The sequence below is a fragment of the Streptococcus suis genome, assembly GCF_046032515.1.
Lineage (GTDB): Bacteria > Bacillota > Bacilli > Lactobacillales > Streptococcaceae > Streptococcus > Streptococcus suis_AL.
Window position 1 is genome coordinate 65,064 of record NZ_JARQPJ010000001.1, and the last position, 26,996, is coordinate 92,059.

The 26,996-nt window shown below is 42.4% G+C and carries 32 protein-coding genes; 20 read left to right on the plus strand and 12 right to left on the minus strand.

What is annotated here, in order from left to right:
* Nucleotides 1-42 precede the first annotated feature (42 nt).
* The 4 genes from P7J49_RS00350 to P7J49_RS00365 form a co-directional block, all read right to left on the minus strand.
* Nucleotides 43-1,842, minus strand: a complete 1,800-nt coding sequence (locus tag P7J49_RS00350; RefSeq protein ID WP_408568717.1) for an acyltransferase family protein — start codon at nucleotides 1,840-1,842, stop codon at nucleotides 43-45.
* A complete protein-coding gene (locus P7J49_RS00355; RefSeq protein ID WP_248019326.1) occupies nucleotides 1,832-2,254 on the minus strand; it encodes a hypothetical protein in 423 nt (140 codons plus the stop codon). The genes P7J49_RS00350 and P7J49_RS00355 overlap by 11 nt, the downstream gene beginning before the upstream one ends.
* A gap of 131 nt (nucleotides 2,255-2,385) precedes the next feature.
* A complete protein-coding gene (locus P7J49_RS00360) occupies nucleotides 2,386-2,820 on the minus strand; it encodes a low molecular weight protein-tyrosine-phosphatase (protein WP_408568719.1) in 435 nt (144 codons plus the stop codon).
* 169 nt (nucleotides 2,821-2,989) lie between these two features.
* Nucleotides 2,990-3,202, minus strand: a complete 213-nt coding sequence (locus P7J49_RS00365) for a CsbD family protein (protein ID WP_002942806.1) — start codon at nucleotides 3,200-3,202, stop codon at nucleotides 2,990-2,992.
* A gap of 202 nt (nucleotides 3,203-3,404) precedes the next feature.
* On the opposite strand from P7J49_RS00365, the gene P7J49_RS00370 reads away from it, so the two are divergent.
* The 16 genes from P7J49_RS00370 (at nucleotide 3,405) to trpB (ending at nucleotide 15,762) form a co-directional block, all read left to right on the plus strand.
* Complete coding sequence (locus tag P7J49_RS00370) at nucleotides 3,405-3,923, plus strand: Dps family protein (protein WP_024384587.1); 519 nt, start codon at nucleotides 3,405-3,407, stop codon at nucleotides 3,921-3,923.
* A gap of 263 nt (nucleotides 3,924-4,186) precedes the next feature.
* Nucleotides 4,187-4,369 (plus strand): hypothetical protein, encoded by a 183-nt coding sequence (locus P7J49_RS00375; protein WP_408568721.1) that lies wholly within the window; start codon nucleotides 4,187-4,189, stop codon nucleotides 4,367-4,369.
* Entirely contained in the window at nucleotides 4,366-5,244 is an 879-nt protein-coding gene (locus tag P7J49_RS00380; protein ID WP_408568723.1) for an ABC transporter ATP-binding protein, read from the plus strand. Before P7J49_RS00375 ends, P7J49_RS00380 begins: the two co-directional genes overlap by 4 nt.
* Entirely contained in the window at nucleotides 5,241-5,972 is a 732-nt protein-coding gene (locus P7J49_RS00385) for an ABC transporter permease (RefSeq protein WP_408568725.1), read from the plus strand. The genes P7J49_RS00380 and P7J49_RS00385 overlap by 4 nt, the downstream gene beginning before the upstream one ends.
* Nucleotides 5,973-5,980: 8 nt before the next feature.
* Complete coding sequence (locus tag P7J49_RS00390; protein ID WP_408568727.1) at nucleotides 5,981-7,075, plus strand: sensor histidine kinase; 1,095 nt, start codon at nucleotides 5,981-5,983, stop codon at nucleotides 7,073-7,075.
* Nucleotides 7,072-7,674 carry a response regulator gene (locus tag P7J49_RS00395; protein WP_408568729.1) on the plus strand — a complete coding sequence of 201 codons (603 nt, stop codon included), beginning with the start codon at nucleotides 7,072-7,074 and terminating at the stop codon, nucleotides 7,672-7,674. Before P7J49_RS00390 ends, P7J49_RS00395 begins: the two co-directional genes overlap by 4 nt.
* Nucleotides 7,675-7,778: 104 nt before the next feature.
* Nucleotides 7,779-7,997, plus strand: a complete 219-nt coding sequence (locus tag P7J49_RS00400; RefSeq protein ID WP_024382389.1) for a YqgQ family protein — start codon at nucleotides 7,779-7,781, stop codon at nucleotides 7,995-7,997.
* A complete protein-coding gene (locus tag P7J49_RS00405; protein WP_004194735.1) occupies nucleotides 7,997-8,383 on the plus strand; it encodes a rhodanese-like domain-containing protein in 387 nt (128 codons plus the stop codon). Before P7J49_RS00400 ends, P7J49_RS00405 begins: the two co-directional genes overlap by 1 nt.
* A 56-nt stretch (nucleotides 8,384-8,439) precedes the next feature.
* On the plus strand, nucleotides 8,440-9,162 hold the full coding sequence (locus P7J49_RS00410) for a serine protease (protein ID WP_408568731.1): 723 nt from the start codon (nucleotides 8,440-8,442) through the stop codon (nucleotides 9,160-9,162).
* A 306-nt stretch (nucleotides 9,163-9,468) separates the two neighbouring features.
* Nucleotides 9,469-10,008, plus strand: a complete 540-nt coding sequence (gene rsmD / locus P7J49_RS00415) for a 16S rRNA (guanine(966)-N(2))-methyltransferase RsmD (RefSeq protein WP_408568733.1) — start codon at nucleotides 9,469-9,471, stop codon at nucleotides 10,006-10,008.
* Complete coding sequence (coaD, locus tag P7J49_RS00420; RefSeq protein ID WP_002939048.1) at nucleotides 9,998-10,486, plus strand: pantetheine-phosphate adenylyltransferase; 489 nt, start codon at nucleotides 9,998-10,000, stop codon at nucleotides 10,484-10,486. The genes rsmD and coaD overlap by 11 nt, the downstream gene beginning before the upstream one ends.
* Entirely contained in the window at nucleotides 10,473-11,522 is a 1,050-nt protein-coding gene (locus P7J49_RS00425) for a SepM family pheromone-processing serine protease (RefSeq protein ID WP_014638484.1), read from the plus strand. The genes coaD and P7J49_RS00425 overlap by 14 nt, the downstream gene beginning before the upstream one ends.
* A gap of 187 nt (nucleotides 11,523-11,709) precedes the next feature.
* Complete coding sequence (locus P7J49_RS00430; RefSeq protein WP_014638483.1) at nucleotides 11,710-12,351, plus strand: YutD family protein; 642 nt, start codon at nucleotides 11,710-11,712, stop codon at nucleotides 12,349-12,351.
* 8 nt (nucleotides 12,352-12,359) lie between these two features.
* Nucleotides 12,360-13,472: a 23S rRNA (adenine(2503)-C(2))-methyltransferase RlmN gene (gene rlmN, locus P7J49_RS00435; RefSeq protein ID WP_172008247.1), complete on the plus strand. Its 1,113-nt coding sequence runs from the start codon at nucleotides 12,360-12,362 to the stop codon at nucleotides 13,470-13,472.
* A complete protein-coding gene (locus P7J49_RS00440; protein WP_408568735.1) occupies nucleotides 13,469-14,008 on the plus strand; it encodes a VanZ family protein in 540 nt (179 codons plus the stop codon). The genes rlmN and P7J49_RS00440 overlap by 4 nt, the downstream gene beginning before the upstream one ends.
* A gap of 578 nt (nucleotides 14,009-14,586) precedes the next feature.
* Nucleotides 14,587-15,762, plus strand: coding sequence for a tryptophan synthase subunit beta (trpB, locus tag P7J49_RS00445; RefSeq protein WP_408568737.1), 1,176 nt, complete (start codon nucleotides 14,587-14,589; stop codon nucleotides 15,760-15,762).
* A 251-nt stretch (nucleotides 15,763-16,013) separates the two neighbouring features.
* On the opposite strand, the gene nadE is transcribed toward trpB, so the two are convergent.
* Genes nadE through P7J49_RS00460 form a run of 3 tightly spaced genes read right to left on the minus strand, consistent with a single transcriptional unit; the run spans nucleotide 16,014 to nucleotide 19,009 of the window.
* Nucleotides 16,014-16,838 carry an ammonia-dependent NAD(+) synthetase gene (gene nadE, locus P7J49_RS00450; protein WP_408568739.1) on the minus strand — a complete coding sequence of 275 codons (825 nt, stop codon included), beginning with the start codon at nucleotides 16,836-16,838 and terminating at the stop codon, nucleotides 16,014-16,016.
* A 12-nt stretch (nucleotides 16,839-16,850) separates the two neighbouring features.
* Complete coding sequence (locus P7J49_RS00455; RefSeq protein WP_408568741.1) at nucleotides 16,851-18,311, minus strand: nicotinate phosphoribosyltransferase; 1,461 nt, start codon at nucleotides 18,309-18,311, stop codon at nucleotides 16,851-16,853.
* Between the two features lie 53 nt (nucleotides 18,312-18,364).
* The gene (locus P7J49_RS00460; protein ID WP_408568743.1) at nucleotides 18,365-19,009 is read right to left on the minus strand and encodes a prepilin peptidase; all 645 of its coding nucleotides are present in this window, start codon (nucleotides 19,007-19,009) and stop codon (nucleotides 18,365-18,367) included.
* 122 nt (nucleotides 19,010-19,131) lie between these two features.
* On the opposite strand from P7J49_RS00460, the gene P7J49_RS00465 reads away from it, so the two are divergent.
* Complete coding sequence (locus P7J49_RS00465; RefSeq protein ID WP_099776886.1) at nucleotides 19,132-19,686, plus strand: tRNA (mnm(5)s(2)U34)-methyltransferase; 555 nt, start codon at nucleotides 19,132-19,134, stop codon at nucleotides 19,684-19,686.
* 15 nt (nucleotides 19,687-19,701) lie between these two features.
* Here P7J49_RS00465 and P7J49_RS00470 read toward each other — a convergent pair whose 3' ends face one another.
* A complete protein-coding gene (locus tag P7J49_RS00470) occupies nucleotides 19,702-20,481 on the minus strand; it encodes an ABC transporter ATP-binding protein (protein ID WP_408568745.1) in 780 nt (259 codons plus the stop codon).
* A 115-nt stretch (nucleotides 20,482-20,596) separates the two neighbouring features.
* On the opposite strand from P7J49_RS00470, the gene P7J49_RS00475 reads away from it, so the two are divergent.
* From P7J49_RS00475 to P7J49_RS00485, 3 genes are all read left to right on the plus strand, one after another.
* Nucleotides 20,597-21,934: a hemolysin family protein gene (locus tag P7J49_RS00475; RefSeq protein ID WP_408568747.1), complete on the plus strand. Its 1,338-nt coding sequence runs from the start codon at nucleotides 20,597-20,599 to the stop codon at nucleotides 21,932-21,934.
* Between the two features lie 120 nt (nucleotides 21,935-22,054).
* Entirely contained in the window at nucleotides 22,055-22,846 is a 792-nt protein-coding gene (gene pflA / locus P7J49_RS00480) for a pyruvate formate-lyase-activating protein (RefSeq protein WP_408568748.1), read from the plus strand.
* Between the two features lie 20 nt (nucleotides 22,847-22,866).
* Nucleotides 22,867-24,009, plus strand: a complete 1,143-nt coding sequence (locus tag P7J49_RS00485; RefSeq protein WP_408568750.1) for a glycoside hydrolase family 3 protein — start codon at nucleotides 22,867-22,869, stop codon at nucleotides 24,007-24,009.
* 188 nt (nucleotides 24,010-24,197) lie between these two features.
* Here P7J49_RS00485 and P7J49_RS00490 read toward each other — a convergent pair whose 3' ends face one another.
* From P7J49_RS00490 to P7J49_RS00505, 4 genes are all read right to left on the minus strand, one after another.
* Nucleotides 24,198-25,040, minus strand: a complete 843-nt coding sequence (locus P7J49_RS00490; protein WP_105112664.1) for a VOC family protein — start codon at nucleotides 25,038-25,040, stop codon at nucleotides 24,198-24,200.
* Nucleotides 25,041-25,127: 87 nt separating this feature from the next.
* The gene (locus P7J49_RS00495) at nucleotides 25,128-25,529 is read right to left on the minus strand and encodes a nuclear transport factor 2 family protein (protein ID WP_099868566.1); all 402 of its coding nucleotides are present in this window, start codon (nucleotides 25,527-25,529) and stop codon (nucleotides 25,128-25,130) included.
* A gap of 3 nt (nucleotides 25,530-25,532) precedes the next feature.
* The gene (locus tag P7J49_RS00500; RefSeq protein ID WP_105112662.1) at nucleotides 25,533-26,351 is read right to left on the minus strand and encodes a cytoplasmic protein; all 819 of its coding nucleotides are present in this window, start codon (nucleotides 26,349-26,351) and stop codon (nucleotides 25,533-25,535) included.
* 15 nt (nucleotides 26,352-26,366) lie between these two features.
* Nucleotides 26,367-26,987, minus strand: coding sequence for a thioredoxin (locus P7J49_RS00505; RefSeq protein WP_408556230.1), 621 nt, complete (start codon nucleotides 26,985-26,987; stop codon nucleotides 26,367-26,369).
* Nucleotides 26,988-26,996: the final 9 nt, after the last annotated feature.

The following is a 26,996-nucleotide window of genomic DNA, read 5'->3' on the forward strand; positions in this document are numbered from 1 at the left end:
AAAATCCTCCGAGAAATTCTCAGAGGATGATGATGTATAAATCTAGTTTTTGATTGGGCCATCAGTAACGGCTTCAACAGCATTTTTTATCGTTTGGGCGAAGACTTCGCCTCCATTACTTTCAAGATTGAAATGAACAAGGTCGGTATTGTACCAAATTGGTGGATTATCCTTTGCAGCTTGATACCAGTCTGCAATGGAAATGTAATCATATTTTTCAGCCAATTCTTTCTCGTATTGACCAGTTTGATAAGAAATGGATTCGCTCGGAGTGAAGTTTCCATCGTAAGGAGTGACAAAAATAAGGCGCCGTCCTTTAGGAAAATCTTTGACTAGCTGGTCTAGTAGTTCCTGATAATTATCCGTAGTATTTGTACCTAGGGCTACAACTACAGTCTCTTTCAAGCTATTATTTTGCTTATAAAGATTTATCAATTTAGCAATTTCAGAGAGATTTCGACTGACAGTTCCATCGATCTGTGCATCTGGTAGCGCGGTCTGTATGGCAGAACTAGCGCGAACAGTAACAGAATCGCCAAAGATGATAACTCCTTTTTGAATTTCAAAACTAGTAGCTTTAGCGTTTTCAGCGGCAGATCGTGTTGTATTTAGTTGGGTCTGAGCTTGATAAAGATTGCTAACCATGCTCTCTTGTTCAAAACTTCCTAATTTTGGTGCAAACAGGCAGATACCTAAGCCAACTATGGTCAAGCAAGCAAAGCTACCAAGAAGCCATTTTTTATATGGTTCCAAATCTATGGCTAATCCAAACAAGCTCCCTACTTTTCCAGCAATATATGGTTCTAGAATATAGAAGGAAATAGTTGATAGGATAGTAGAAAAAACAAAGGATAATCCCGCAGCGATAGTGGCATTTGTCAGTTGTGTAAAGATAATGAGTAAGGGCCAATGGAAGAGGTAGATACCATAAGAAATACTTGCAAAGAAGAGGATAATTGCAGGTTCTTTGACATCTTCGGTTTTCTCGTGAAGTACCCGAGCAGCAAAAATCATAGTTGCTGTAGCTAAACTGGATAGAAGAAAACCAATTAGATAGGTCCAGATGGAGCTGAATTGAAGAGTAAAGAGAAGAAGAAGTTCTACTCCTAGTCCTCCAAGAAACAGACCTATAGCTTGTTTGATAGTCAATGTATTCACTTGTTGCTGGAAGGCAGTTGTTGTATTTCCGATACCAGCGATGGTTGCGAGAATACTACCGAGGAAAAATGGGAAGGTATGTGTGAAGCTCGAGTAGTAAATGGTTGAGAAATTATCCACAAAGAAACTTGAGATAGACATTGCTAAAAAACTTAGCGAGAAGAGGCTTATAGATGTTAGAAAAATTGATCCACGTAGTTGCCCCACACTTTTTGAGATGCGAGTCAGATACCAAACTAAACCAGCCCAGACAAGGTAATACTGAACTTCTATGGCTAGTGTCCAAGTATGCACAAATAGATGAGGTGAAAATTGATTCTCGTAACTACCACCTGATAGAATTTCAAAGAAGTTTGTCATGAATCCGAGCGCAGCGGCTATCTGATTGCCGATATTGGCAATGAAATCATTGCGGACAAGCAGAGCAAGTGGAAGGACCAAAAGAATCGTTAAAACCAGAGGGGGGAGAATCCGATAGAACCTTCTTCTGAAAAAGCTGACAATATCTATTTTTTTATGTTTTGCAAACTCATCAATCAAAAGGGCGGTTGTCAAATATCCAGACAGGGTAAAGAAGAGGTCAACCCCCACAAAGCCACCTGGGAAATATTTGATAAAGAAATGATAGAGTAGGACAAAGACTAGTCCAATCACACGTATAACGGATAACCATTTAATTTTCATATTGATAAATCCCCTGTTTAAAAGTTCCTTCGTAGGTAGCTTGTCCTTCGGTGGTCAATTTTCCTTTTCCATCGGCATAGCCGTTTTTAAATTGTCCGGTATAAACCCACCCACTTGCAGATGTGTAGGTTCCTTGACCGTGGAAAATTCCATTTGTAAATTGTCCTTCGTAGATATCTCCATTATCAAAGGTCAATTTTCCTTGACCATTCATTTTATTTGCAACCACATAACCGTTGTACTGCAGGGCGCCGTTATTGAAAGTCATGGCTTGCTTGCTGGCAATTCGCCCTGTAAATACAGAGAGGGCACAGATGAGGATGATAATAAGGGAGAGGATTTCAAGTTTTGGACGGGTGAAATGACTTGTTATATCATGCCATTTTATACTAGGTAATTTGAACTCTTTCATCGTTTTACTCTTTCATAGGATTTGACCGACGCTAATCAGTTCTTTCTAGAATACAGTAAGAAATTATCAGTTCAGTCAGAAATAGTTTACCATTTTTTTACAAATATTACAAAAATATTACATAAAAAATCTTATTCTTGGTCAAATGACTGTAACCTGTCCAACCAGCCTTGGCAACCTTTCTTTACCATTTCGTAGGTTTCGTCAAAATCTCCAGTATACCAAGGGTCTGGTACGGATTTTTCTGCGAATTGAAAAATCTTATTTTGAGCATGTGCTGGTGCCATTTTCTGTAAATCTCGGATATTATTGCTGTCCATACCAATGATGACATCAAATTCCTCAAAGTCTGCTTGAGAGATTTGTTGAGAGGTTTTGGTCTGGTCATAGGGAATATTGTGCTTTTGGAAAATTTTCTGAGTTCCAGAGTAGATAGGATTACCATGTTCCCAGTTTGAAGTAGCACGGCTTTCAATATGAAATTGATTTGTCAAATCTTTCATGACAAATTCAGCCATAGGGCTACGACAAATATTTCCAAGACAGACAAAAACGATTTTTTTCATAGATTCTCCTTTCGTGGCATAAGAAAAGAGAGGGCAGACTCGACAGGTAAATGCCTGAGTTCCCCTCTCTTGCATATTTTTGTTCGGGCTACAGGTAAAAGACCAAATTGAGTGTAATGTTCATTATCAAACAGTGCACGAGCAATCCTACCTATATTGAACTCTTTGCTTATTTCTCTTCTTTGTCAAAAGCATTTTTGATGCCGTTAATGGCACCTTCAAGCCCATCTTTTGCATCTTCGACTAGCTCTTTTGCTTTGCCAATTCCTTTCTCAACAAGTCCTTCAACTTCGATTTCCTTGTCGCCGGTCAGCTTACCAATTACCTCTTTTGCAGAGCCAGATAGCTGTTCTAGTTTTGCGTCAAATTTTTCTTCTGACATAAAATCCCTCCTTATATATACAGATGGGGCGATGACTTTCTAAAAAGAAAATCACATACTATTCTTACTTACTAGTCTAACGTATATAAGTTAATATAGCAAGGAATTTGTCTGTCAATAGGTCAGAGGAGGATGAGGGATAATTCTTGCAATTTTTTCTTCTTTTATTTATAATAATTATAAATAAAAGAAAGGGTGATATATGATGAAACAAAAATATTATCAATCTCCAGCAGAAATTGCGTCTTTCAGCCCGCGTCCATCACTGGCTGATTCTAAGGCTGTTTTGAATCAAGCGGTGGCCGATTTATCAGTAGCCCATTCTATCCTCCATCAAGTTCATTGGTATATGCGTGGTCGTGGCTTTATGATTTGGCATCCAAAGATGGATGAATATATGGAAGAAATTGATGGCTATTTGGATGAGATGAGTGAGCGTTTAATCACCTTAGGTGGGGCACCATTTTCTACCCTTAAAGAGTTTAGTGAAAATAGTCAGCTCAAGGAAGTTCCTGGTGATTACACTGTAACGATTGAAGAGCAATTGGCGCGTGTGGTAGAGGTGTTCCGCTATCTGGCTGCTCTTTTCCAAAAGGGATTTGATGTCAGTGATGAAGAAGGTGACAGCGTAACCAACGACATTTTCAATGTGGCTAAGGCTAGTATTGAAAAACATATTTGGATGCTGCAGGCAGAACTTGGTCAAGCACCTAAGTTGTAAATAGATGAAGGGTCCACAGTAGGACTCTTTTTTGCTGCATTATTTAATTCTCTTCGAAAATTAAGATTATCCGTTGTCAACCTGCCTTAATGAACTCCAGATCTATCTTCGACTTCGTTTCTTAGGCTACTTTTGATTTTCATTGAGTATAATATGACATTTGTCACATGAGTCAATGACAAAGGCTTCTAGTGGGGTTGTTTATGATAGGTTATACTGAATGTGTAAAAGAAATTCAATCCATCATCAGTTAGGAGACGATTATGAAAGCAGTTGTTCAAACAGGTATTTCCTATTTCACTAGAGCCTTTGTGCTTGTCTATGCTTCCTGCATTTTGTTTGGGCAAGGATTGCGACCGCTGACCTACTTGGCTTGGTCCTTGCCAGCAAGTATGATAATCGGAATTGTTGGAGCGGTAATGTGCCAGAAAGGAGACCAAGAATGATTCAGGTTAATCAATTAGAAAAAATCATCAAAGGTCGGACGATTTTGTCCAATATTTCCTTTGAAATCAAGTCTGGGGAATGTGTGGCTTTGATTGGTCCAAACGGGGCAGGAAAGACGACCCTCATGTCTTGTTTGTTGGGGGATAGAAAGGCGACGAAAGGCCAGGTTTTGTTGGACGGTCTGGCTCCACAGGCTCAGTCTAATAAGGAAAAGGTGGCAGTCTTACCACAAGAAAATGCCATTCCGACAGACCTGAAGGTCAAGGAATTGCTCCGTTTTTTCCAAGCCATCTACAAGGATAGTCTGACAGATGTGGAAATTGACAGCCTGCTCCGCTTTTCCCCAGAGCAAAAAAATCAGCTGGCAGGCAAGCTATCGGGTGGTCAGAAGCGGCTCTTGGCTTTCGTCATCTGCTTGATTGGCAAGCCCAAGTTGCTCTTCTTAGACGAGCCGACGGCGGGCATGGATACATCGACCCGTCAGCGTTTTTGGGAGATTGTCCATGAACTTAAGGCTCAGGGTGTGACCATTTTTTATACCAGCCACTATATCGAGGAAGTGGAGCATACGGCGGAGCGGATTTTGGTCTTGCACCAGGGGCGGCTACTAAGAGATACCACGCCGTTTGCCATGCGGAGTGAGGAGCAGGAAAAAGAAGTGACTTTGCCGATTACCTTTGCGGCGGTGGTGGAGAGCTTGGCTGAAATCAATGAAATCAGCTATAAACAAGATACGGTCAGCTTCAAGACCCGAGCTATTGAGCAGGTTTGGGCGAGTTTGCAGGAGGCAGGTTGTCGGATTTCAGACCTAGAGGTTCAGAACAAAACCCTGCTTAATAGCCTATTTGACAAGACAAGGGAGGAAGAATCATGAAAGCATTGCTGCAAGTGGAAAGCATTAAATTATCCAGAAGTTTGGGAGTTTTTCTCCTATCTATCGGCATGCCTGTCATCTTTTTCCTGATTTTCTCATCGACGGTCCAGTTTGATGATGCGACCATGCAAAAGGCCTTCATCCAGTCCTACATGCTGACCATGACAGGCTTTTCCATGTCGGGCTTTGCCCTTTTCACCTTTCCCACGATGCTGGCAGAGGACAGAAAGAATAGCTGGTTGACCTTTATCCAGCATTCGCCCTTGCCAATCTGGCAATACTATCTTTCCAAACTCGTGCGGGTTTTGCTCTGCTTTGTGTCTTCTATTGCCATTGTCTTTGCGGTGGGTGGCTTAGTTAAGGGTGTAGAGATGACAGCTCAAGAATGGGTAATTTCGGCTCTCTTACTTTTAGTAACCTCTATCGTATTTTTAGCCATTGGCTTGCTCTTGGTGCAAATCCAGTCTGAACAGGCCATGTCGGTTGTGGCAAACTTGCTCTACTTTGTTCTGGCCATCATGGGTGGCTCCTGGATGCCTGTTTCCCTCTTTCCAGACTGGGTGCAGCGGATTTGCAAACTCCTGCCCAGCTACCATGCCAACCAGCTGGTGACCACCTATGCTCAAGAGGGAGATTTTCTCTGGAAATCCTTGCTAATTGTCCTAGGCTATGCGATAATCTTCTTAGGAATTGCTCTGATACTGAATAGAAAATCGGAGCAGCAGTGAGGTAACAGATGATATTTGAAAAAAGAAAGGTACCACTCATGTTCTTCGTGGGCATGGTCTTTCTCTATTTTCCTTTTTACTATGCCCAGTATAGTCCCAATCCGACGGCAGTTGTCCTAGCGACTATTCTCTTTGCCTTGGTCTATTGCTCCCTCTTTTACACCGACCACAAGCTCTATTCCATGCTGGCTTGGTTTTACCTGATTGGCTATATCGCCGTCATGAGCTTTTGGGGCAATCTGCAATTCTCCCTCTTTATCTTCAACCTGTCCAATATGCTGGGCTGGTATTATAAAGAGAATCGACCGACCTATCGGACGCTGTCCTATGGGATCTTGTTACTGGCCATTATTCTTTGGGCTCTCTTTGGCCCTGTTCCCTTTGAGATGAGAGCTTTTGCACTTGTTATTCACTTTTTCGGCTTGGCCTTGCTGATTTTCAGCTGGATTGAGACCAAGCGGGCAGCCCTTCAGCAACGCCTACAGGAGCAGAATGCGTCCATTAACCTCTTGCTAGCTGAAAACGAACGAAACCGTATTGGTCAGGACTTGCACGACACACTTGGTCATGTCTTTGCCATGCTGTCTGTCAAGGCTGAGCTGGTCCAGACACTTTTAGACCACGACCAGATTGACCAGGCCAAGAAGGAAGTAGCGGAGCTCCAGACCTTAGCCAAGGACTCCATGCAGGAGGTCCGCCAGATTGTCCAGTCCCTCAAGCAGCACACCGTGGTAGAGGAGCTTCAGATTTTGCAGCAGATGTTGGACTTGGCAGGAGTGGATTTGGTCGTCTTGGGTGGGGAAATAGCAGAGCAGCTCAGCTTGTCCGTCCAGAACAAGCTGGCTATGGTGCTGAGAGAGTTGGGCAATAACCTGCTCAAGCACAGTCAGGCTAGCAAATGCCGGTTGGTTTTTGAAAAAGACCAGCAAGAATTGGTTTTGCACTACGAAGACAATGGTGTGGGCTTTGCCCAGTTGACTGGTCAAGAATTGCATACCATAAAGGACAGGTTGGTAACGGTGAAAGGAAGTTTGGAATTTATCTCTCTAGCCAAGCCCACCCGCCTGTCCATCCGAATTCCGTTTGAGGAGGTGGTAGAATGAGAATCTTAGTCGCAGAAGATCAAGCAATGTTACGGGACGCCCTCTGTCAACTCTTGGGTTTTCAAGATGCGGTTGAGGCTGTTTTACAGGCAGAAAATGGCAGTCAGGCCATTGCTCTTTTGGAAAAAGAGCCAGTAGATGTGGTGCTCTTAGATATAGAAATGCCTGAAAAGACGGGCCTAGATGTCTTGGAATGGGTGCGAGAAAAAACCTTGCCTGTCAAGGTTGTCATCATGACCACCTTCAAGCGACCGGGCTATTTCGAGCGGGCGGTCAAGGCAGATGTGGATGCCTACGTACTCAAGGAACGCTCCATCGCAGAGCTCATGCGAACCATTGAAACGGTCTTGGCGGGGCGGAAGGAATATTCGCCAGAGTTGATGGACATTCTCCTAACCCAACGCAGTCCCTTAACCAACTTGGAAAGTCAGCTACTCAAGCTGGTGGCAGAGGGTCTGTCCAATAAGGAAATCGCCAGCCAGCTCCACCTGTCTGACGGGACAGTCCGCAACTACATGACCTCTATCCTGTCCAAACTAGGTGCCGAAAACCGCACCGCCGCTGTTAAGGTGGCACAGGAAAAGGGTTGGTTAGTATAAACGAATGAGATTGGGGAGAACCCAATCTTTTTTGCTGAATGCAGGGAAACAGCACTTGAGTTTTTATATTGAAAATCTTCGGATATTCTGCTAAAATTTACTATATGAAACGACTATATGATGTGCAACAGTTGCTAAAACGCTTTGGTATTATCATCTATATGGGCAATCGTCTCTACGATATTGAAATGATGCAGATAGAATTAAATAGAATCTATCAGGCAGGTGTCTTAGATCGGTTGGAATATATGGAAGCAGAGCTTGTTTTGAGGCGTGAACATCGTTTGGAATTAGAGTATCAGAAATCAAGGGAGAATGAGTGATGGAAACATTTTGGGTATTTTTAGTATTTTTGGCAGTATTGGGAGCCTGGATGGGTTTTAATTACTGGAGATTGCGTCGTGCAGCGACTGTGATTGATAATGCAGAATTTGCAGAAAAGATACACGGAGGTCAGTTGATTGACCTGCGAGACCCGAGTGAGTTTAATCGTAAGCATATCTTAGGCGCGAGAAATATTCCTTACCAGCAATTGCGCCAGTCTACAGCTGCTTTGCGTAAGGACAGACCTGTCTTAATCTATGAGAATGATCGTGGTCAGTTGGTAACGCCTGCAGCTCTTCATCTGAAGAAACAGGGCTTTAACGAAATCTATATTTTAAGCTATGGTCTAAACGGATGGAATGGTAAGGTAAAAACGACTAAGTAGCATTGTCAGTAGGCTAGAGTATTTTCTTATGCAATAAGACGGATAAGGGCAAAAATATGGAAAAGAAATTTGAAAAGTTGTCATTGGCAGAAATTGGCATTATTTCTTTTATGGGACTTATTTTATTGATTAGCTTGGGCGCTAGTTGGTATAAAAATGCTCAAAGCGAAACAAGTGATACAAAGACAGTACAGCAAGTGCCCAATCAGAAAAAAACGGTTGATACATTATTTCAGGATGCTGAGAATGCTGTCATTGTATTAGAAGGAATACATACTGAAGAGAAACTTGCAGAGGCACAATCTGCAGTAAACAAGGTTACAGATGCGACTAAAAAAGCAGCATTACAGAAACGGATTGACCAAGTAAAAGAGCTAGTGGGACAGCAGACAGATGCTCAAACACAGGCTAAGCTAAAAGCGGAGTTGGTCAGGGCGGAAGCAGCCCAAAAAGTAGTTGATGAGAAAAAAGTATCTGAAACAGGGACTAGTCAGTCAACGGACGTTGCTGAAGCTAGTGAGACCTCACAAGAATCCTATGTAGTGCCTAATCAAAATATATATGGAAATCAAAGTGTGAGTTCAACAAGCCAGTATACAAGCAGCGTGGCGTCAACTAGTACAAGTACTTCAGTCCCTCCGACTAGTGAAGGAGCACCTGTGGTAGAAACTCCAACAGTTTCTGAAACCCCGGCGGAAACGACGGATTCAACAACTAGCCTGGTTGAGTCAGTGGAAACAGTTCCAACAGCTGACGAGAGTTCACCGGATAATCCGTAGGCTTTTTTGCTACTGGTTCTTTATGGCGTATTAGCATACTGGAAAAAATAGCTATTTGTATTTCAACACTAATTTTTTCTTGTAACGATCTAGTTTAAATACATACGATAAGAGTGAGGAATTTCGCGTAAAACAGAATTTCCTTGCTTTTTATTTTTATCATTTTATTGAATAGTGTGAGAATGATTTCCTGCTATAGCGGTTGAGAGCGTATTTGGCAGAAGGTTGAAAAGTTGGTGCAAAAAGGAAAGCAGGAAGTGCACTTGGTTTCAGCAACGAGCTTCATTTTTTGCTATAATATACCTTATGAGAATTGTATCGGGAAGCTATGGTGGAAGACCACTGAAAACGTTAGATGGAAAAACAACCAGACCGACATCGGATAAGGTCCGTGGAGCCATGTTCAATATGATTGGTCCCTATTTTGAGGGTGGTAGAGTTCTTGACTTGTACGCCGGCAGTGGTGGTTTATCTATCGAGGCTATATCTCGTGGCATGGAGTCAGCAGTTCTGGTTGAGCGAGATCGACGAGCACAAGCCATTATCCGTGAAAATATTGCAATGACTAAGGAAGCAGATAAATTTCAGCTTCTAGCAATGGAAGCTAGACAGGCTTTGAACAGTGTGGAAGGGCCTTTCGACCTGGTGTTCTTGGACCCTCCTTATGCAGAGCAGGAAATTGAAGATGTGATAACAGAACTTTGTCGCCGTGACTTACTAGCAGATGATGTTATAGTAGTCTGCGAAACGGATAAGGCGGCCTCTCTTCCGGAGGAAATAGCAGAGCTGGGGATATGGAAAGAAAAACTCTACGGAATTAGTAAGGTAACAGTATATGTCAGATAAGATTGGATTGTTTACGGGCTCATTTGACCCCATTACCAATGGACACTTGGACTTAATTGAACGAGCGAGTGGACTATTTGATAAATTATATGTGGGAGTTTTTACCAATCCTAAAAAGGCAGGACTCTTGACAGGTTTGGAGAGAAAAGCCATTTTGGAGAAGCTTTTTGTAGGAATGGAGAATATCGAGGTCGTTCTGTCTGAAAATGAATTGGTAGTCGATGTAGCTAAGCGCTATGGAGTAACACATTTGGTCCGAGGATTGCGTAATGCGACCGATTTGGAATACGAGTCAAGTTTTGATTTTTACAATCGTCAGTTGGCGCCAGATTTGGAAACTATTTATTTAATCGCCAAGCCAGAGCTTAAGTTCGTATCATCCAGCCAGGTTCGAGAATTGCTGTATTTCAAACAGGATATAGGCCCTTATGTTCCAGAAATTGTTAGTGAGGAGATTAGAAAGAATGAAGAAAAATAGGAAGTTAACTTTAATTGCATCTATTGTTTTAGGAACTCTTTTGATTTGGTTTGCCGTTTTTGTTCGTCTGCCTTATTATTTGGAAAGTCCAGGTGGAGCTGCCGATATTCGTCAGGTACTAACGGTGAACAATCAAATAGACCAAGAGGATGGCTCTTACAACTTCACCTATGTATCAGTCCAACAAGCTACAGCTTTACAACTATTCGCGGCTCAGTTTGATCCCTATACGACAGTTCGTTCCTCTGAAGAGATGACAGGAGGGGCCGACAATGAAGAGTATTTTCGTATAGCACAGTTTTACATGGAGACATCGCAAAATATGGCGAAGTACCAAGGTTTGACCTTGGCAGGAAAAGAAGTCAATCTTGATTTCTTTGGTGTCTATGTACTTGCCTTGGCGGATGATTCGACCTTTAAAAAAGTTCTTAATATTGCCGACACTGTTGTGAGTATCAATGGAAAAACATTTGAGTCTTCTCCTGATTTGATAAAATATGTGAGTGGCTTGGAACTTGGAAGTGATGTGACAGTTGGTTATATTAGCGCTGGTCAGGAAAAATCTGCGGACGGTAAAATTATCAAATTGTCTAATGGCAAAAACGGGATAGGCATCACTCTCGTAGACCATACAGAGGTTCAAAGTTCGATTCCGATTGATTTCCAAACGGGAGATATTGGTGGTCCAAGTGCTGGTCTGATGTTTACACTTGCCATCTATACTCAACTCGCAGAGCCTGACTTACGTGATGGTCGAATTATTGCTGGTACGGGGACTATCGAGCAGGATGGAAAAGTAGGTGACATTGGTGGGGCTGATAAGAAGGTTATTTCGGCAGCTAAGTCAGGTGCAAGTATCTTTTTCGTACCAAATAATCCAGTTGATGTGGAAGTTTTGAAGGAAGATCCAAAGGCTAAAACCAACTATGAGGAAGCTAAAGAAGCAGCGGAGAAAGCAGGATTGGATATTGAGGTAGTTCCTGTGAAAACTGTTCAAGAGGCTATTGATTATTTGAAGAAAACGAAGGGCGAGTAAATCGTCCTTTTTTGCTAGAGAATAATATTATAATTGTCAGAAATTTCTCCTAAATGGTAAAGTAGAAGAATTTCCAGATAAATCGTGTTATAATGATAAGGTTAAGTGTGAGAATTTAGATTCTGACCAGATAGATCATTAATCAAATGATTTTTACGTATGAAGATTTTATAAGATAGGAGGACAAATGAAAAAAGAAATTTCACCTGAAATGTATAACTATAATAAATACCCTGGTCCGAGTTTTGCTCGTGTCGGAGATAAGGTTGTATCTGAAAATATTGAATTGGACCTTTTGGAAGATTACAAGAATGCTTTTGACCAGACGATTTTTGGTCAACGTTTTTCACAACTCATGCTCAAATTTGATTATATTGTGGGAGATTGGGGCAATGAGCAGCTGAGATTAAGGGGATTCTATACAGACGATAAAAATGTTAAATCAGACTTAAAAATCAGCCGCTTGGACGACTATTTGACGGAGTATTGTAATTTTGGTTGTGCTTATTTCGTCTTAGCCAATCCGAATCCACAAGACTTGCCTGCTGAGGAGGAGGATAGACCGCGTCGGAAGCGGAGTCGTTCTCGCAATCGGAACAGAAATCAGCAGCGGACGGAGCCTATTGCGCCAAAAGAAAACAAAAGTAATCGCAATGACCGTCAGAAAAAAGGGAAGCAGCAAAACAAACAGTCGGAACAGCGTCATTTTACTATGAAGAATGCTGGTGTTAAGGCGAGTCAAACAGAGCGTTCTCAAAAACGTGAGCGTAAGCAGAGCAAGCGTGAGATGAATGAAGTGAAGCGTAACTTTGTTATCCGCCAGAAATAGGGAGAAATATGAAACCATCAATTTATGCATTTAGTCAAGCCAATCTGGTTGATTGGATTTTAGAAAACGGAGAGAAGAAGTTCCGTGCCACTCAAATTTGGGAATGGCTTTACCGTTCTCGTGTCCAATCTTTTGCGGAAATGACCAACTTGCCAAAATCTTTGATTGAAAAGTTGGAAGAACATTTTGTAGTTAATCCGCTCAAACAACGGATTGTACAGGAGTCTAAGGACGGTACTATCAAATACCTTTTTGAACTGCCAGATGGCATGTTGATTGAGACAGTTCTCATGCACCAGCACTATGGCCTTTCAGTCTGTGTAACGACACAAGTTGGCTGTAATATCGGCTGTACATTCTGTGCATCTGGATTGATTCCTAAGCAACGTGACTTGACTAGCGGTGAGATTGTGGCTCAGATTATGTTGGTACAAAAGTACTTGGATGAGCGCAATCAGAATGAGCGTGTTAGCCATATCGTTGTGATGGGGATTGGTGAACCGCTTGATAACTACGATAATGTTATGACCTTCTTGCGAGTGGTTAATGACGACAAGGGCTTGGCAATTGGTGCCCGTCACATCACTGTTTCTACGTCAGGTTTGGCACCAAAAATCCGTGACTTTGCACGTGAAGGTGTCCAAGTTAACTTGGCAGTATCTCTACATGCGCCAAATAATGACCTTCGTTCGAGCATTATGCGGATCAACCGCCGTTATCCAATCGAGGTCTTGTTCGAGGCAATCGAAGACTATATCAAGGTGACCAACCGCCGTGTGACCTTTGAGTACATCATGCTTAATGAGGTCAACGATGGGGTTGAACAGGCGCAAGAATTGGCTGACTTAACCAAGAACATCCGTAAATTGTCTTATATCAACTTGATTCCTTATAACCCAGTTAGTGAACATGACCAGTACAGTCGTTCAACCAAGGAACGTACTCTTGCTTTCTTTGATGTTTTGAAGAAAAATGGTGTTAACTGTGTCGTTCGTCAGGAACATGGTACCGATATTGATGCGGCCTGTGGTCAATTGCGTTCCAATACGCTCAAGAAAGACCGTGAAAAAGCACGTGCTCGCATCGCCGCAGCCAAAGCCAAGGCAGGTATTCAGGCATGAAAAAAATCTTCCAAGCAGATGGAAACTTGACCAAGCTAGGAAGACAGATTTGTAAGACCTTAGCTGGAGCCTATGCTCTGGCTATTGTTTTACTTTGTTTTCTACCACAGACTTGGTACCCACAGTATAAGGATTTCTCGACCCCAGGAATTATTCAAATCGGCCGTCTCTATCTTTTACCAACTCCTTTCAACAGCATCGTCAACGGGGACAAGGTAGATAGTTTGGCGGACCTAGGGTGGATTTTCTTGCAAAACATCACTAATATTTTTCTACTTTTCCCTCTGATTTTTCTTCTTTTGTTTCTTAGGGAAGAATGGCGGAGCCTTCGAGCGGTGATTCGTTATAGTTTTTGTATCAGTCTTTTTATTGAATGCACACAGCTTCTGTTGGATCTCCTGATCGATGCTGGTCGGGTCTTTGAAGTTGATGATCTCTGGACCAATACATTAGGCGGTGTGTTGGCTTATACAACCTATAAACTGTGGTGTAGATTCTGTCAAGGAAGAACGAAAAGTAGTTTTCAGATTTTTTAGAAAATTTTAAAAAATCTATTGACAATATTGAGTAGATACCGTATAATCTCTTTAAATCAGAAGAAGTAATAAAGCAGAAGTCTTCAGGGAGCCTGTGGTACTGGGAACAGGTGGCGGAGTTTTATGAAATGGGCTGATGTGCATTTATGTCTATTTTATGACGTCGTTAGTCGGTCTTGCCGTACCATCAGTACTGCCTTCACCCGACTGCCTAGTCCTAAAATGCCCTAAATTCACAATGATTGTTTGCTGTAACTTCCCTTGAGTAATCAGCCAAAACAGTCACACAAATGAACTTAAAACAATGATAGTTCGGTTGGCACACCTTACAGTGCAACTCCTTGTTAGAGGAGATGAGATATGGGAGGATTCTAGACAATTCCCATAAGTGAGGTGGCACCGTGTCATTGACGCCCTCGCATACTGTTTTTCAGTATGCGGGGGCTTTTCCATTGTCTTTTAAGACATTACGAGGTAAGCAATATGAAACGATGGCGTAGCAATTAAGGATAAGTAAAGAAGAATTAAACTCTTGACCTTATTGGTCTCTTGTAGCGAATGTTGAAAGAGGGAATTATATGACAGAAAAAGGTTATTTTGGACAGTTTGGTGGTAGTTTTGTACCAGAGCAAATTCAGGTTTTGTTGGATCAGTTGGAGGAGACGTTTGAACAGTACCGCAATGATCCAGAATTTTTGGCGGAATACCAAGCTTATCTGAAAGATTATGCTGGTCGTGAAACGCCATTGTATTTTGCGGAATCATTGAGCAAGGAGCTTGGTGGAGCGAAAATCTATCTCAAACGGGAAGATTTGAATCACTTAGGCTCTCATAAGTTAAACAATGTGCTGGGGCAAATTCTGTTGGCAAAAAGAATGGGGAAAACTCGAGTGATTGCAGAAACTGGTGCTGGTCAACATGGGGTTGCGACTGCTGCTGTTGCGGCACGATTTGGTTTGGGCTGTGATGTTTATATGGGGGCAGAAGATGTCAAACGCCAACGCCTTAATGTTTTCCGAATGGAGATGATGGGGGCGCGTGTTCATGCTGTAACGGATGGAACTCAAACCTTGAAAGAAGCAGTTGATGCGGCATTCGGTGCATGGATGGCTGATTTGGATGCCTTCTATGTTTTGGGCTCTGCAGTCGGTCCTCATCCCTATCCAACCATTGTCCATGAGTTTCAAAAGATTATTAGTCTAGAATCTCGGCGTCAAATTCTGGAAAAAGAAGGTCGTTTGCCAGACTACGTTATTGCCTGTGTGGGTGGCGGTTCCAATGCCATCGGTGCATTTTCTCAATATTTACCAGATGAGTCAGTCAAGCTTATCGGTGTAGAAGCTGCTGGTAAAGGTGTTGATACAGAGCTACATGCAGCGACTATGACTAAGGGAACAGTTGGTGTTGTTGACGGGATGAAGACAATCTCCCTCTTTGATGAAAATGGTGGAGTTGCACCTGTTTATTCCATTTCAGCAGGTTTGGACTATCCAGGCGTTGGACCAGAACATGCCCACTATAAGGAAACTGGTCGTGTTCATTATGTCGCAGCAACAGATGATGAGGCTGTTAATGCCCTTTTAACACTTAGCCGTACAGAAGGAATTCTTCCAGCCATTGAATCTTCTCATGCGATTGCAGAAGCTATTCGATTAGCACCACAACTAGGTAAAGATAAAATCATTATTATAAATGTTTCCGGTCGAGGAGACAAGGATGTGGCGGCTATTGCGGATTATTTGGAGAATAGATAAAAGAAATCCCCTGACGGTTGCTTATCGTCAGGGGTTAATTTTTATACTCAATGAAAATCAAAATCAGACTTGTTCCAAAGGTTTGGGGAACCTTTGGAGGTTGGAGATAGAGCGAACCTAGTTCGTATCAATATGATGCAGATAGAACACTGTTCCTTTTATATTTCAAGGGAACAGGCTGAAAACCTCCACAGGAGCTTTTCAGTCATCAAATCAAGTCAACAACGTCTGATTTTGATTTTCGAAGAGTATTATTGCCAAAAGTCATCAAAAATCGTGATTGGCAGGTGGCGTTTATGGGCTGTTTTGTTCCACCATCCTTCGATAATGGTTTGGGCTTGAGGGTCGATGGTTTTGCCTTCTAGGTAGTCATCGATTTGCTCGTAAGTCACTCCAAGTGCGACTTCGTCAGCAAGGCCAGGTTTGTCTTCTTCCAAGTCCGCAGTAGGGACTTTGAGGTAGAGTTTTTCATCTGCCCCCAGTTCAGCTAGAAGCTGTTTTCCTTGGCGTTTGTTGAGGCGGAAGAGGGGCAGGATATCTGCACCACCATCACCGTGCTTGGTAAAGAAGCCGGTAATATTTTCAGATGCATGATCGGTTCCAATCACAGCTCCTTTGCGTTCGCCGGCAACTGCATACTGGGCAATCATGCGCATGCGGGCTTTAGCATTTCCCTTATTAAAATCAGACATAGCAAGCCCATTGGCATTGACTGCAGCCACCATGGCATCTGTTGATTCCTTGATGTTGATGGTTAAGCTGACATCTGGTTGAATAAAGGCTAGGGCTGCTTGGGCATCGGACTCGTCAGCCTGTACACCGTAAGGTAGGCGGATAGCGATAAATTGGTAGGAGTCGTCACCTGTTTCCGCTCGCATTTCTTCCATAGTCAGCTGGGCCAAACGACCAGCCAAGGTCGAGTCTTGTCCACCAGAAATTCCCAAAACGTAGGTTTTCAAAAATGGGTGTTTTTTCAGATAGTCTTTGAGAAAGTCGATGGAGCGACGGATTTCTTCTTTGGGGTCAATGCTTGGCTTGACACCTAATTCTTTGATGATTGTTTCCTGTAGGGTCATAACATACCTTTCTTAGATGGATTTGGTCTGAGTTTGTTTGCGAATACGATTGATGAGGTTCATCTTATTATTCCAAACATCTTGTGCCAAGTCGACTGGATAGAGCTGTGGGTTGAGCACGCGTTTGTATTCATCCCAGAGTTTATCAAATTCTTGATTGGCATAGGTTTGAATTTCCGCTAGGCTTGGAAGTTCATAGACCTGTTTTCCTTTTTCGAAAATAGGAACTAGGAGAGGACGTGCATCAAAGTTCTCGATGGTTTTATTGATGTAGGTGTAAGTTGGATGGAACATATAGATATTATCCATCTGTGTGACGTCAGTGTCCGCAAAGGTGATGTAGTCCCCTTCTGATTTTCCTTTTTCTTTGGAGGTGATGCGCCAAACCTGTTTCTTACCAGGAGTGGAGACTTTTTCCGCATTAGAAGACAGCTTGATGGTGTCACGCATATTTCCATCTTCATCTTCGATGGATACAATTTTGTAGACAGCGCCCAAGGCAGGCTGGTCGTAGGCGGTGATAAGTTTGGTACCAACTCCCCAGACATCAATTTTTGCCTTTTGCATTTTGAGGTTGAGGATGGTATTTTCATCCAGGTCATTAGATGCATAAATCTTCGCATCTGTAAAACCTGCATCATCTAATTGCTGACGAACTTTCTTGGAAATATAGGCCATATCGCCCGAATCAATCCGCACTCCTTTGAAGTTAATCTTATCTCCCATTTCTTTGGCAACCTTGATGGCTGCTGGAACACCAATACGAAGCGTATCATAGGTATCAACGAGGAAGACACAGTCATGATGGGTTTCAGCGTAGGCTTTGAAAGCCTTATAATCATCTCCGTATGTTTGAACCAAGGCGTGGGCATGGGTACCAGCGACAGGGATGCCGAAGATTTTGCCAGCTCGAACATTTGAAGTCGCAGATGCTCCACCAATAAAGGCTGCTCGAGTCCCCCAGATAGCAGCATCCATTTCTTGGGCACGGCGAGTACCAAATTCCATCAAGGGCTCATCTTCAATGACAGCCTTGATACGGCGAGCTTTTGTGGCAATCAGGGTTTGGTAGTTGACGATGTTTAAGAGGGCAGTTTCGATTAGTTGGCATTGTGCCAATGGTCCTTCGATTTGAAGAATAGGTTCGTTAGCGTAGACTAGGTCGCCCTCCTTAGCCGAACGGACAGTGAGAGTCATTTCCAATTGGGACAAGTAATCAAGGAAATCCTGCGGATAACCTAGTTCTGTCAGATAGTCAATGTCTGTCTGGCTAAAGCTGAGATTGTTGAGGTAGTTTACAACGCGTTCCAAACCGGCAAATACAGCGTAGCCATTTTTAAAAGGTTGTGAACGGAAATAGACTTCAAATACGGCATGTTTGTTGTGGATGTTTTGATTAAAATAGACCTGCATCATATTGATCTGGTAAAGGTCGGTATGCAGGGTTAAACTGTCATCTGTAAAAACTGTCATAGCTTTCTCCTTTATTCTTTCTATTATACCAAAAAAATCGAGCTAGGCTCGATTTAGAGAGTGATATTGATAATCAGGCTGGCCAAAAATAGAAAAGGCACATAGGGTAGGGATTTTGGTTTAAAGATGAAAAAGATGGCCAGACCTAGGATGGAACTAAGCTGAATAATCCAGAGAATTTCTGTAAAGCCAAACAAAAGTGACAGACTTGCCAGATAGAGAAAATCGCCAGAACCGATATTGAGTTGCCATTTTTCAGTCAGATAGGCCAGGAGCAAAAAGCAACAGAAGAGCCAGTTGAGCTGGGAGAGTACCAGAGCTATAAAAGTAAAAACAAGCCAGACAGCAAAAGGATATTCCTGATGTTTGATGTCGTAAATGGTCAAAACTAGTCCTGCCAAGATGAGAATGGTTTCGGTTAGGTTTAGGACTTGAAAATGGCAGAGCAGGACAACTAGACCAGCTAAGAATTCTAGTCCCAGATACCAATAAGGTATCTTCGCCTTGCAGTAACGGCATTTGGATTTTGTCGAAAGCTGGGATAGGACCGGAATTAAGTCCCAGGCCTTGAGCCGTCGCTTGCAGGCATTGCAGTGACTAGAGGGGGCGATAATGGACTGTTCAGGGAAACGGTCGATGACCAATCCCAAGAAGGAGCCGATAGAAGCTCCAAGGAAAAATAGGATAATTGTCTTCATACCTATTTATTCGCAAAAGGGATAGGAAAAATGTTAGATGTTTTAAAAAATTTTTTGAAGATGGAAAGTATGCTATACTAGGTGTGATAGATTTTATGTATTGACGATAATTAGGAGAAAGTATGCTTAGACCTTTACACATGGCCCATGCCTTTTTAGATGAGATATTAACAGACCAGGACCTAGCGGTCGATGCGACGATGGGAAATGGGCATGACACGCTATTTTTAGCCCAGCGAGCAGGAAAAGTGGTGGCCTTTGATATTCAGGAACAAGCCCTGACCACAACGGCTGAAAAACTAGAAAAAGCTGGCTTGACCAATGCCCAATTGGTTTTGACAGGACACGAAAACCTCGACCAGTATGTGGAGGAATGCAAGGCAGCCATTTTCAATCTGGGCTATCTTCCTTCGGCGGATAAGTCAGTTATTACCCTGCCTGCAACCACCCTTCAAGCTATTGAAAAAGTTCTTGACAGACTGGTGATTGGTGGTCGCCTAGCCATCATGATTTATTATGGACATGAGGGTGGGGCGGTTGAGAAGGATGCTGTCTTAGACTTTGTCAGCCAGCTAGACCAGACTGTCTTTACGGCCATGCTCTACAAACCTCTCAACCAAATCAATACCCCACCATTTTTGGTGATGGTGGAACGATTAAAATCCAGCTCAAACTAGGGCTGGATTTGTTTTTTATAATATCGGCTTAATGAACAATCTTCCCTCACCCAAGTCAATCAATTCTACCTGATTGCCATAAAAATCGCTGAGGAGTTCAGGTGTCAGGATGTCTTCTTTGGGTCCCTGTGCCAAGACCATGCCATCTTTGAGCAGGAGGACATGGGTGAAATTATCAGTGATTTCTTCGGCGTGATGGGTGACGTAGATAATGGCAGGAGCTGTTGGGAGTTGACAGATGTAGTCAATGTGGTGGAGCAGGCGTTCGCGAGCCAAAAGGTCCAAACCGACAGTAGCTTCGTCTAAAATCAAAATAGCCGGCTCTTCCATCAAACTGCGGGCAATGAGCAGGAGTTGGCGTTCGCCCTGTGACAGACTAGCATAGGTCCGACCGATCAAGTGCTCAGCCTTAATAGTTTTGAGCATGTCTATGGCTTCATCCAATTCAGCTTGACCGTATTCACGATAGAGGATGGAGGATTTGTATTTTCCGGTCAGGACGATTTGTTCCGCCGTCAAATCAATTGGAAAACGCTCTGCCAAAAAGGAGCCAACCACACCAATCTTTGTACGTAAGCTAGGAATATCACCCTTGCCAAACTCCACTCCAAGAACAGTCAGGTCACCAGAGGTCTTCCAAAACTCAGCCATTAAAATACGAAGAAGGGTTGACTTTCCAGCTCCATTGAGCCCTAAAATAGCCCAACGCTCTCCTTGTTTAAATTCCCAGTTAAGGTCTTCTAAAATAGCTTTACCCTGTCTAGTGTAGGATAAGTTTTTCATTGATACGATCATATTTTTTCCAATCTATTGAACTTTCTTGTAAAAAAGAAATTGGGTATTCCATTTACCATAATTTTCTATTTATGGTATAATAGAGCTATTATATCATTTTTTTTAGGAGAACATCATGGAAGACCCTGGTAGTCAGACCATCTATTTACAACTGTTAATTTTATTCTTATTGACCCTGTTCAATGCCTTCTTTTCAGCCTCTGAAATGGCGCTTGTTTCTCTAAATCGTTCAAGAGTAGAACAAAAGGCCGCAGACGGTGAGAAGAAATATATTCGCTTGCTTCAAGTTTTAGAGAATCCTAACAATTTTCTATCAACCATTCAGGTCGGTATTACCTTCATCTCCATCCTTTCAGGTGCCAGCTTGGCTAATGATTTGGGAGCTGTATTTGCCAAATGGATGGGGAATTCAACAACAGCGCAAACCGCAGGATACTGGCTTGCACTGGCTATGTTGACCTTCGTTTCAATCGTTCTTGGCGAATTGTACCCTAAGCGGATTGCCATGAATATGAAGGAAAATCTGGCAGTAGTCACTGCACCAGTGATTATTTTCCTTGGGAAAATTGTGAGTCCGTTTGTGTGGTTATTATCTGCTGCAACGAATCTTATCAGCCGTATTACTCCTATGAATTTTGATGATGCGGATGAGCAGATGACACGGGACGAAATTGAATACATATTAACCAAGAGTGAGCAGACCTTGGATGCGGAAGAAATCGAAATGCTTCAGGGAGTGTTTTCACTGGACGAGCTGATGGCGCGTGAGGTCATGGTTCCCCGTACGGATGCTTTCATGGTGGATATTGAAGAAGATACAGAAACCATAATGGCAGCCATCCTCAAGCAGAATTTTTCACGTATCCCTGTTTATGATGGCGATAAGGACAATATCATTGGTCTGATTCATACCAAGAAAATCTTGTCAGAAGCTTTCAGTAATGGCTTTGACAATCTCAACATCCGCCGCATTATGCAGGAGCCTCTCTTCGTTCCAGAAACGATTTTCGTGGATGATTTGTTGACATCATTACGAAACACCCAAAATCAGATGGCTATCCTGCTAGATGAGTATGGTGGAGTTGCGGGTCTTGTTACCTTGGAAGATTTGCTGGAAGAAATTGTTGGGGAAATCGATGATGAGACCGATAAGACAGAAATTTTTGTCCGAGAAATTGCTGACAACACCTATATCGTCCAAGGAAATATGACCTTAAATGACTTCAATGAGCATTTTGAGATGGAGTTGGAAAGCGATAACGTTGATACGATTGCTGGTTATTATCTGACAGGGGTCGGTACCATTCCGAGCCAAGACGAGAAAGTTTCCTTTGAAGTGGATAGTAAAGATCACCATCTAGTTCTTATTAACGACAAGGTAAAAAATGGTCGCGTAACAAAATTAAAACTCTTGATTACACCACTGGAGAAAGAAGAAGCTGATAAGGACTAGGGCAACCTAGTCTTTTAGCTTTCTTCTTACGGAAGATGATAGTTATGAAAGAAAGAAAGTAAATGATAGAAGCGTTTTCATTTTTGTGATATACTAGTCTTATAAAATGATGAGGATGAGATGATGACAGAAATTGATTATCGTAAAGTGACAGGTTTGGTTCATTCAACAGAGAGTTTTGGTTCGGTTGATGGTCCAGGGGTACGTTTTGTAGTCTTTATGCAGGGCTGTCACATGCGTTGCCAGTATTGCCATAACCCAGATACTTGGGATCTGGTCAATCCAGCAGCGACTGAGAGAACGGCAGAAGATGTCTTGAATGAAGCCCTGCGTTTTCGTATGTTTTGGGGAAAAGAAGGGGGTATTACCGTTTCAGGTGGTGAAGCAACCATCCAGATTGATTTTTTAATTGCTCTGTTTACCCTTGCAAAAGAAAAAGGGATTCACACTACTTTGGATACCTGTGCGTTGACTTTCCGTAAGACAGAACGCTACTTGGAAAAATATAGTCAGCTTATGGAAGTAACAGACTTGGTGCTCCTTGATATTAAGGAAATGAATCCTGAGCAACACCGCATTGTGACAGGTCATAGTAACAAGACTATTTTAGAATGTGCTCAATATCTATCAGACATTGGTAAGCCTGTTTGGATTCGTCATGTCTTGGTGCCTGGCTTGACAGACCGAGATGAAGACTTGATTGAGCTGGGAAAATTTGTCAAAACCCTTACCAATGTAGAGCGGTTTGAAGTCTTGCCTTATCACAATCTTGGCGAATTTAAGTGGCGTGAATTAGGAAGACCTTACCCACTAGAGGGGACCAAGCCACCGACAAAAGCCCGAGTGGAAAATGCAAAGGCCTTGATGGAAACGGAGTCCTATCAGGAGTACTTGAATAGAATTAAGGGATAAACGTGAGAGGTCGGAGATTGATGCGAAAAAGATTTAATGTGTTAGGGACAAGTATCGCCTGTCTCTTGTTTATTGGGCTTATGCTAGGCTTGTTCTTTTTGGGAGAGCGAACACAAAAGGAGCAAACCAAAGTTGCAACGACATCATCTAGCCAAGAAATATCTGCTAGGGACAAAGTGATTGCAAATTATCTAAATCAGATGACCTTAGAAGAAAAGGTCGGACAGATGATCTTTGCTCGAATGCCATCTACAGGACAAACTGAGGCATTGGAAACCTATCATTTTGGGGGCTATATCTTATTTGCAAGTGATTTTGAAGGTAAGACACTGGAGCAGGTTGAAGAAGAGATTGCTTCTTATCAATCACTTTCAAAAGTACCGCTATTAATGGCTTCAGATGAGGAAGGTGGGACGGTAACTCGGATTAGTCAACTTCTGGAAACACCTTTTCCATCGCCTTTGGAATTGTACCAATCTGGCGGCATTGAGGCGATTTTGTCGGACGCCAAGCAGAAGACCAGTCTTTTAAAGGAAGAGGGAATCTATGCAGGCTTCTTCCCAGTTGCGGATTTATCCACCGATCCATCATCTTTTATCTACGACAGGACCATTGGACAGGAGGCGAAAACCACAGCAGACTATATTGGTCAATTGGTCAAATTGTTAAAGCAAGAACAGTTTACTTCGACTTTGAAACATTTCCCGGGTTATGGGGACAATGCAGATTCGCATACGGATTTGGTCTATGACAATCGTAGTTTAGAAGAATTACGGGCTAATGATTTTCTCCCCTTTAAGGCTGGTATTGAAGCAGGAGCTGACTCCATTATGGTCAGCCACAATATCGTACCTGCCATTGATGATGTCCCATCATCCATTTCACCTGAAATCAATAAAATCCTTCGGAATGAGCTTGGTTTTGAAGGTGTCATAATGACGGATGATTTTGATATGCAGGGCTTGGTCCAATTTGTAGATCAAGATACAGGTGCCTTGCAGACCATTCAAGCTGGGACAGATATGATTTTGTCTTCAAGTTATGCCAGTCAAATTCCTTATATTATCGAACAAGTAAAGGCTGGAACTATAACAGAGGAGCGGCTTGACCAATCCGTCAAACGGATTTTGGGAATGAAATATGATCTTGGCTTAATCAAATAAACAAAGAAAGGGAGCGGGAAAGAACTCGACTGGTCAAAAAAAGAGTTCGTCTTCCCGCCCCCGCACAGTTGATTAGGTCAGATTTGGAGTGTAAAACACGAACAAATCTGCCAATCAACCACTGCGCTGAGATGTTGACACGAACCCTGAGAAGCGAGGTTGGTCTTTTTGCCCAGCCTCTTTTCGTATTATTCTAAAACAAGCTTAGTTTTGATACCATCCACATCGACAAAGGCTGCAGAACTATCCATTCTTTCTATCTTTAAGTTTGCGGCGGAGGCACGTTCTAGGGTTGCTTCGAAGTCTGCTGGGCTAGAGTAGATGACTGTGTAGTAGGCAAGTCCTGGCATACCTTCTATTCGTGTTTGGAGATGTTTTCCGCCCCATTCGTTGACAGCTAGGTGGTGATGGTAGTCGCCTGAGGCTAGCCAGGCTGCAGATGGGACGGAGAATTTATCCTCGACAGCTAGAACTTCTTGGTAAAAACGGCTAGAAGCAGCGCTTTCTCGGACAGATAGATGGATATGACCCATGCGACTGCCAAGCGGCATCTGATAGGCTGCGTCAGCTTTTTTCCCTAAAGCATAGATCGTCTCAGCATCCATAGGCTCAGTAATGCCGACGATACGGCCGTCCGGGCGGACATCCCAAGTGTCTTGAGGCAGGTCGCGGTAAATTTCGATGCCATTGCCTTCGGTGTCGGCTAGGTAAATGGCTTCGCTGTAACCGTGGTCGCTGGCGCCTTGGAGGGGAACTTTATTGTCGATAAAGTGGCGGAAAATGGTGCCCAAGTCTTCACGGCTAGGTAGGACAATGGCCAAGTGGTAGAGTCCGTAGCTGTGGCTAACTTCACCTTTCTGCTCTGTTTGAATGAGACGAATAAGAGTGGTCTGACCGACACCAAGGTCAATCTGTTTAGAGTTTTCAGTCAGAACTTGGAGGCCCAATACCTGCTGGTAAAACAGGCTTTGGAGTTCCAGATTGCGAACATTGAGGGCAACTAGGCCCAGTTCAAATTGGGAATTGTACATGGGAATACCTGGCTTTCTGATACAATTTATAGGAATTTTCGAGTTACTTAGTTAATGTGTGACGAATAGACTTTTGAAAATTGATTTTTATCTCATAGCTTTCTCAACAAGTGCGCTATCTACGATTTGGATAAAGTGTGTAATTCTATTTTCAGCATTAAAATCGCAAATATGGACAAAGTCTGCTTGAAAGGATTTCTCAGTAAGGTTGTAGGTCCCCTTGTAGTAGCCATAAACCATGACACGGTTTCCTGAAAAGGCGTAATCAACAGGTGTGGCACTATAATTGGTCCATTCAGAACCTAGTCTTGCATGGACGTTTTTAATCACTGCATCTGGACCGATATAGGTACCAGCATATGGAAATCCTGCAGCTTCTGTCCAAGAGATATCAGCAGCCAAATGGCTCTTGAAATCTTCTATTCGACCTTGTGCAGTAGCTAGATAAGTTTCATCTAAAATATTTTTATATAATTGATTTTTTGACATACATTACCCCCATGGTATTTCACCGGTTAAGACTTTAGCACTCAATTCTAAGACTGCCTCGTTACGAAGATTAGGGAATTTTTCTTTCATTTTAGCGACAAAAGTAGCTGAGTCTTTGACTTCTTTTTTTAATTTGATTGCTACTTCAATATAGGCAATTGAAAAATCAAGTGCTTGAGAATCAAATGAACCTTCACTATCTGCATGACCTGGAATAATGAGAGAGGCATCCAGTGCCTTCATATCTTTTAATCGATCTTGCCAGGCTTTCAATTGCTCGGTAGTTTGTGAATCAGCTAAGAAGAGGTGAATTTGATTAAAGGTATTGATACCGCCAATAATGGTTTTGGTTTCTGCATTCCAAAGATTGATTTGACTTGGTTCACTACCGAAAAATTCCCATTTATCACCTTCAAATTCTAATGTAGATTCTTGAATGAGCGCTGGTAAAATAATATTTTTAGGAGCTTGGTTACCTAAAGAGTCTCCCCATACCTGTAATTTTTTTGATACTGTTTTTAAAATATGATCGATAACATAAGACGTTGCATAGACAATGACTTCTGGGAATGATTTTTTGATAGGCTCAAGAGCAAAATAATAGTCTGGATCCCCTTGAATGATAAAGATTTTTTCTAATGTCAGTTGCGCGTCTTGTAGATAGCGAACAATTCGCTCTCCTTCTGATTGTTTAAACCCTGAACCTACAAGGAGAGCCTTGCCATTTTTAATGATTAAGGTCGCCGTAACCATAAAACTTGATTCATCATTTGTAAAGATGTGTAATTCTGTTCCATTTTCTAGCTTATAATGTTTTTCCATAGATAGTCGCCCTTTCTATTGCGTAATAGCTGCTTGGAAATTTTTTTCCAAATCGTCTACTGTACGAACTTTATTGATAAGATTAAAGAAGTTTCCGTCTTTTTCGAGTAACAAGGTTGGGAAAGAGGTTACCCCCATTTCATAAGCCTTGATAAAGTCTGGGTGTAGATTTTCTGGTTGATTCAAGATGCTTGATAGTTCTTCCATAGCCTTTGTAGGTAACTGATAGGTACCGATTAGGCTGGTGTAACTGTCTGCTTGATTGAGGTCTAACCCATCTTCAAAAAATAAGGCTTGAATGTCTAATGTCAGCTGAGCAAGCTGGCGTGGTTCAACGTAGTTTTTCAAAACGGAGTAAGCCCTAGCAGGACCAAGTGAATCCATGATAAAGTCCGTATCCTTAAACAATTGATTGTAGTTATCGCCAAAAGACATTTGGTAATAGCTTTCGATTTGTTTGTTGATGGTCTGTGCCTGCTGGAAATCAGCCATTTTCTTTTTGTTATCTCCGACAAACAAGCCTCCATTAATGACCTCTATTTCTATGTCAGAATGGTCTTGCATGAATTTTGTGAAAATGTGGTTAAAGCCGTAGGTCCAACCACAATAAGCATCGATGATGTAATATAGTTTCATATTAAATTT